Origin of the sequence: Actinoplanes rectilineatus (genome assembly GCF_000962825.1) — a bacterium.
Taxonomy (GTDB): Bacteria; Actinomycetota; Actinomycetes; order Mycobacteriales; family Micromonosporaceae; genus Actinoplanes; species Actinoplanes rectilineatus.
Genome location: NZ_JZKF01000027.1, coordinates 112,982 through 119,654, shown reverse-complemented (window position 1 = coordinate 119,654; position 6,673 = coordinate 112,982). Strand labels below are relative to the sequence as shown.

General features: G+C 69.8%; 6 protein-coding genes. 3 read left to right on the top strand and 3 right to left on the bottom strand.

Annotated features, from left to right (window positions below; genetic code table 11):
- Positions 1-401 precede the first annotated feature (401 nt).
- Together WH85_RS21615 and WH85_RS21610 are read left to right on the top strand one after the other, a co-directional pair.
- A complete protein-coding gene (locus tag WH85_RS21615) occupies positions 402-1,265 on the top strand; it encodes a glycoside hydrolase family protein (protein ID WP_052720617.1) in 864 nt (287 codons plus the stop codon).
- On the top strand, positions 1,262-2,665 hold the full coding sequence (locus tag WH85_RS21610; RefSeq protein ID WP_245674036.1) for a glycoside hydrolase family 43 protein: 1,404 nt from the start codon (positions 1,262-1,264) through the stop codon (positions 2,663-2,665). The genes WH85_RS21615 and WH85_RS21610 overlap by 4 nt, the downstream gene beginning before the upstream one ends.
- A gap of 256 nt (positions 2,666-2,921) precedes the next feature.
- Here the strand turns inward: WH85_RS21610 and WH85_RS21605 are convergent, their stop codons facing one another.
- Positions 2,922-4,511, bottom strand: coding sequence for a methyl-accepting chemotaxis protein (locus tag WH85_RS21605; protein WP_045743741.1), 1,590 nt, complete (start codon positions 4,509-4,511; stop codon positions 2,922-2,924).
- 144 nt (positions 4,512-4,655) lie between these two features.
- Positions 4,656-5,036 (bottom strand): STAS domain-containing protein, encoded by a 381-nt coding sequence (locus WH85_RS21600; protein WP_045743740.1) that lies wholly within the window; start codon positions 5,034-5,036, stop codon positions 4,656-4,658.
- 209 nt (positions 5,037-5,245) lie between these two features.
- Between WH85_RS21600 and WH85_RS21595 the strand changes: the two genes are divergently transcribed.
- The gene (locus WH85_RS21595) at positions 5,246-5,785 is read left to right on the top strand and encodes a hypothetical protein (RefSeq protein WP_045743739.1); all 540 of its coding nucleotides are present in this window, start codon (positions 5,246-5,248) and stop codon (positions 5,783-5,785) included.
- A gap of 84 nt (positions 5,786-5,869) precedes the next feature.
- Here the strand turns inward: WH85_RS21595 and WH85_RS47205 are convergent, their stop codons facing one another.
- Complete coding sequence (locus WH85_RS47205) at positions 5,870-6,547, bottom strand: copper resistance CopC family protein (RefSeq protein ID WP_052720615.1); 678 nt, start codon at positions 6,545-6,547, stop codon at positions 5,870-5,872.
- Positions 6,548-6,673 lie beyond the last annotated feature (126 nt).

Genomic DNA, 6,673 nt, shown 5'->3' with positions numbered 1-6,673 from the left:
ATCGATGGCTCCACGCCTATATCCAGCACCGTCCGATCCGCAGGCATTTGCCCGTGTCGTACAGAATCAGACGCCCCTTCTCGCTGAGATCACCTCACTATCGCCGTCGATCTCGAACATCGGTTTCTCCTGACTCGTTCTCGCCTTCAGTGGTACCCACTCTAGAAACGACTCGCATTCCTGCGCCACGCATTTAACGGCCGACGGCGGTGGGGCGCTCCGGGCGTACCCGGCAAAAGAGGGCGGGAGGGACGCGGAGATCGACCACCTTGACAGGGTGGATATCTGAGCGCAATCATTCAGCAACCTCGAAGCAACACCCCGAGCACAAGCGCATCCCCCATCCGGAGCGCCCATCCCCCGCCCCGGATTGTTAGCGCTAACAACGTCTTGGAGGCGACATGAGATCGTGGCGTGTCCGGATGGCTGCCGTGCTGGCGGCCGTCCTCGGCGCTCTGGTCTGTCCCCCGCCCGCCCTGGCGGCGACCACGCTGGTCTACGCGACCTTCAAGGGCGACGCGGTCGCCGACGAAGAGCTGTGGATCTATCAGTCGACCGACGGCGGGACCACCTACAGCACTCTGGTGGACACGAACTTCCACGGGCCCACCGGAGTGCTGCGCGACCCGAGCATCCTGAAGTGGAACGGCGTCTACTACGCGGCCTACACGGTGCAGTCGTGGACCACGAACTCCACCTACTTCAACATCGCCAGCAGCACCAACCTGACGACGTGGACGAACATCGCCAGCATCCCGGCCGGGATCACCAACGCGAACTACGCCTGGGCGCCGGAGTTCTACACCGGCGACGGCACCGTCAAGCTGATCACCAGCATCGCGACGAGCGCCGCGTCCTACGTCTTCCGGCCGTACGTCTACACGGCGCAGAACAGCGCGCTGACCAGCTGGAGCGGCCCGGCGCAGATGTGGGGCCTGGGCACGAATCATATTGATACGTATGTCGTCAAGTCAGGCAGTACGTGGCACGCGTTCACCAAGAACGAGTCGACCAAGTACATCGAGCACTGGACGACCACGGCGAACCTGACCGAGGGCTGGGTCAACAAGGGCACCCTGTGGGCCTCGGGTTACGAGGGTCCGTCGCTGGTCAAGCTGGACGACGGGCGCTGGCGGATCTACGTGGACCACTACAGCGCGGGTGACGGCATCTACACCGCCACCACCTCGGACCTGAACACCTGGACGAGCCTCAGCAAGATCACCTGCTCGGGGTGCCGGCACGGGACGGCGATCGCCAAGTGAGCGGGCTGAAGCGGCGCGCCCTCCTGGCCGGCGCGGGTGCGGTCGGCGGCGCGCTGGCGATCCCCGGCGCCGGGGCGCTCCGGCTTCCCGGGCCGGCCCAGGCGGCGACCTACGGCGGCTACGCGATGGCGTACTTCAAGGAGTCGCCGACGATGGCCGGGGCCAGTTACGGCCTGCACCTGGCGGTCAGCACCGACGGCCTGAACTGGACGCCGCTCAACCAGAACAACGCGGTCGCGACGCCGACGCAGGGTTCCGGCGGCCTGCGGGACCCGTTCATCCTGCGCAAGCAGGACGGCACGTTCGTCGTGCTGGCGACCGACCTGAACGGCACCGACTGGAGTTACCAGAGCCAGTACCTGCACGTCTGGGACTCCCCCGACCTGCGCAGCTTCACCGGGTACCGGCTGTTGAAGGTGCACTCGCTGGCCACCCACGCGTGGGCGCCCGAGGCGGTCTGGGACGCATCGCGCAATCAGTACGCGGTGGTGTACTCGGCGGTCAACAGCACCGGTCACAACGTGTTGATGGTCAACTGGACGTCCGACTTCGTCACGGCGACGGCACCGCAGGTCCTGTTCGACCCGGGCTACGACGCCATTGACGGCAGCTTCGTCAATGTTGACGGAGTCAACTACATGTACTACAAGAACAACACGAACAGCACGCTGCTGGGCACGCGGTCGAGCACGCTCAACCCGGGCGGTTTCAGCATCTACACCGGCGCCATCACCCCGGGTCGTGGTGTCGAGGCCCCGCAGATCGTCAAGTCGAACACCGCGAACGTCTGGTACATGTGGGGCGACACCTGGAGCCCGAACGGCCGGTTCTTCTGCTGGCAGACCACCAGCCTGGCCGGCGGATCGTGGACGTTGCTGAACGATCGTGCGTACACCCAGCCGCTGAACTCCAAGCACCTGGGCATCACACCGATCACGACGGCCGAGTCGACTGCACTGACGACCCGATGGGGCACGCCGTCCTGGAGCCGGATCAAGTCGTACAACTATCCGGACCGCTACATCCGGCACGCCAACAACGTCGGGCGCATCGACACCTACCCGTTCGACCCGTTCCAGGACCAGCAGTGGACCCTGGTGCCGGGCCTGGCGGACTCGTCGGCGGTGTCGTTCCGGTCGGTCAACTACCCGGACCGCTACCTGCGGCACTCCAACTACGCGATCGTGTTGAGCGCCAACGACGGGACCAGCACATTCAATGCCGATGCCACGTTCCGGCGGGTGGCCGGCTGGGCGGACAGCACGTGGACGTCCTTCCAGTCGTACAACTATCCGGACCGCTACCTGCGGCACTCCGCCTACGTGCTGCGCATCGATCCGATCACCAGCGCGTCGGCCGCCACCGACAAACAGGACGCCACCTTCCGCGTCGGTTTCTAAACCCCGCGCGCCAGAAGGCCGCTGCCCCAACCTCTTTCATCGTGTACGCGCAACAGCACAGTCGCCGGAACCGACGGGTCCCGGCGACTGTGCTGTTCTGGGTCGACACGAAAGGCGGGTCAATACGGAAGGTGCGTCAATACGGAAGGTGCGTCACACGAAGGACAGGCCGACACGAAGCACGGATCGATCGCGGCGACCGAGCCGGAGCCGGGAAACGGGAACCAGGTCAGGCACGAAACGAGCCGGAGCCGGGTCAGACACGGAAGCCGGCGATCACCCGGCTCAGCTCCCCGCTGGTGGCGGTCAGGTCCGCGATCGACCGCTGCGTCTCGCCCACCGCGTCCACCGTGGCAGTCGCCGCCCCACTGAACTCGGTGACCGTAGCCGCGATGGTGCCCGCGCCGCCCGCCGCGTACGCCACACTGTTGCGCATCTCCGCCGTCGTGGCGCTCTGCTCCTCGATCGCCGCGGCCATCGTCGTCTGGTATTCGCGGATCCGGTCGATCACGTCGCTGATCTCGGTGATCGCCCCGTTGGCCTGTTCGGTGCCGGCCTGGATCGCCGCCACCCGCTCGGTGATCGACGCCGTCGCCCGGGCCGTCTGCTCGGCCAGCGTCTTCACCTCGCCGGCCACCACCGCGAACCCCTTGCCCGACTCGCCCGCGCGGGCCGCCTCGATCGTCGCGTTCAGGGCGAGGAGGTTCGTCTGGCTGGCGATCGCCGTGATCAGGTTGACCACGCCGGAGATCTCGGCCGACGATCCGGCCAGGTGTTCGACCTGCTCGCGGGTCCGGTGGGCGGTCGTGCTGGCCTCCCCGGCGATCGCCGCCACCTCGGCCGCGCTGCGGGCGATCTCGTCGATCGTCGCGCTCATCTCCTCGCTGCCCGCTGCCGCACCGGTCATGCTGTCGGCCACGTTCTGCGTGTTCTCGGTGACCTGCGCCGAGCCCTGCGCCACCTGCCGTGCCGACTGTTCGACCACGGCGCTGCTGGAGGTGAGCACCCCGATGGCGCCGGAGATCGTCCCGGCGGAGCGGCTGAGCACGGTCACCGCGCTGCGCATGCCGTCGACCGCCCGGTTCACGTCGCCGGCCATCACGCCCAGTTCGTCGCGGCTGGTCACGTCGACCCGGCCGGTCAGGTCACCGTCGGCGACCGCGCGCAGCACCCCGGAGACCCGGCGCAGTGGACCGGTGATCGACCGGACCACGGCGGCGGCGGCCAGGACGGCCGCCAGCAGGCCGAGGACGAGCACGATCAGGACCAGGGTGCGGGCCGCGGTGAACGTGCTGTGCACCTCTTCGGCGGCGGCGCTCGCGGAGGCCGCCTCGGCTTTCGACATCGCGACGATCTGGGCGGCGGCCTGGTCGTACAGGGGCTGTGCCTCGGTCTTGTTGACCTCGGCGAAGCTGTCCGAGTCGTTGGCCGTGCTCAGCGGCACCAGTTGCTCGTCCCGGATCTGCTGGTAGCCGGTCCAGGCCTTCGTCAGGGCGGTGACCTGGGCGTCCGAGGCCGCGTGGGTGCCGGCCACGTAGTCGGCGAGCGCCGCGGTGAACGCCTTGTCGTCGGCGGCCAGTGCGCTCACCGCGTCCGTCATCGCCGCGTCGTCCGGTGCGGCGTTGTGGGTGAGCAGGTCGATCGCGGTCTGCGCCATGGCCTGCCGGAGCACGGCGAGTTGCACCGTGTTGGCCAGGTTGTCCTCGGTGATCGTGCCGGCCCGGGAGTCGACGTTGCTCAGGCCGGCCACCCCGACGCCGCCGACCACGACCGCCGTGACGCCCATCACCGTCACGGCGGCGCCGACCTTGGTCCGTAGCCGCAGGTCCCGTAGCCAGCCTGTCATGTGTCCGCCCCCGTGGATCCGTGTCCGGGGCTGTCCTGCCGGTCACCCGGCAGGACAGCCCATGTGACGGGACGAATCGGCGGGAACGGTAACGGCCTGACGTTTCGGCCGGCCCGGCTCAGATGATCCGGGACACACCCGTGGTCAGCGGTGTCCGGCGGTCCGCAGCCAGGCGACCGCGTCGGCGCAGTGGTCGAACATCGGGAACATCGCGTCGGCCTGCAGGCCGGCGAGTGCGGATCGCAGCGCGGGGGACGGTTCGGCGAGGGCCAGGGCGCAGGCGCGGACGTGCGCCCGGTCCTGGCTCTGCAGCAGCACGCTCAGTCCGGCCCGGTCCACGTGACCGGCGCCGGACAGGTCGGCGACCACCCCGTCGTGGTGGTCGACCGCCCAGGCCAGCACGTCCCGCAGGCCGGGGGCCATGCCACGGTCCACGTCGCCGCGGACCGTCACGAAGGCGATGCCGCCGTGCACGTCGATCCGTACCTGGCTGACGCCCACCGCGACCTTCTCCGCCATCACCATCTCAATGTCCTTTCCGCCCTGGTAGTAACGACGGTGGCCGGAGGACGTGGCGGTGCCCCCACGGAGATGTGACAGTCCGTTGACAAGTGTTGTGCGGTGTGTCGTGGGTCCCGCGGGGCTGCGGCCGAGCCGGTCCCTCTGCCCTTGCCACCGGCGACGTCGCACCGGCGTCTGCTCCCGCGTTGATCAGCGGCGGTACGGTCGGCGGTATGGCATCCCACGACAACGATTCCCGCTCGTACCGGAACGCCGCCGTGATGGCCGGACTGCAGGGGGTGTTGAGCGGCCTCTGGATCGCCGCCGGCGAACTGACACCCGGGCGGCGCCGGCTCGCCCGGTTCACCACGGTCCTCACCATCGGCGCGGCCGTGTACGCCGTCTCCCCCGTCGCCGACGAGGTCAAACAGGCCTTCGCCGGCCTGGCCGACCCGGTCCCCGCCTTGGCCGACCCGTCGGTCACCCCGGCCGAGGCCGAGATCAGCCCCGAGGTCGAGGGCCTCGACGAGGCACCGGAGTTCGACAACCGCAAGGCCGCCCTCGCCGCCGGCATGGCAGCCTTGTCCCTGGCCGCCTACCTGGGCCGGCGCCGCCTGGAGAAGCGTTGGCTGGCTTCCCTGACGGCGAAGGGCCACCCGCGCCCCACCCGGGCCCTGGCCCTTCGTGTCGGCGCCGTCGACTTCGCCGCCCAGCTGGCCCTCCAGTCCGCCGAGATCCGGGCCGACCGGGCCGCACGGGGACGCACCTTCTGACGGCCCTCCACCCGCCCACCCCCGGAACGTTCGCGGGGTGAGCGTGGTCCCGGGCCGCCCGCGGTGAGGCGGTGATCGGGCTTGTCACCGGCCGTCCGGGGGTTCGCCCTCCGGTTCCCGGTATGTCCATGCCGACCGCCGGCCCTCGGGAACGCCGGCGAGTGGCCGCGACTCCGGACCGGGATCATCACCCGATGTCCGGTGTGCCGGGACGGCGGGGCGGCGGGCCAGCAGAAAGCCGGCGACCAGTACGGCGACCAGGTTGGCCAGCAGCAGGATCGCGCTCACCGGGTCCACCCCGTGGCTGTGCTCGTGTCCGGCCGTCGCGGCTCCCGCATCGGTACTCCCGGGAGCCGCCCCGGCGGAGCCCGATGCGCCGGCGGCCCGGCCGTCGACCGCGAAGCGGATCACGCCGCTCGCGGGGGCACCGGTGGCGCCGACCACGTGGTAGGCGGCCTGGTACGTGGTGGACCCACTGACGGTGACCGGCATGGTCAGGATGTGCCCGGCGCCGGCGGTGAGGGGCCCGGACGGCATCTCCCGGCCGGCCCGGTCGGTCACCGTGATGTGTGACGCGGCCGGGTCGGCGTCGGCGGAGAGTTCCAGGGTGATGGCGGTGACCCTCCCGGGCACCACCTGCGTGTCGGCCGGTGAGCTGCCGAGCAGCCGGATCGGTTCGGGACGGCCGGTCGTCGCGAGCAGCACGGCGAGTGGCGCGGACACCAGTACGGCGGCGATCAGCAGGCGGGTGCGACGGTTCACCGGCGGCCGGCCGAGCGAATGGCCACCGGGGCGGACCCGGAGCCCAGCGGACGAACAGCCACCGGGGCGGACCGGGGTCCCACCGGACGAACAGCCACCGGCGTGGGCCGGGATCTCACCGGGCGG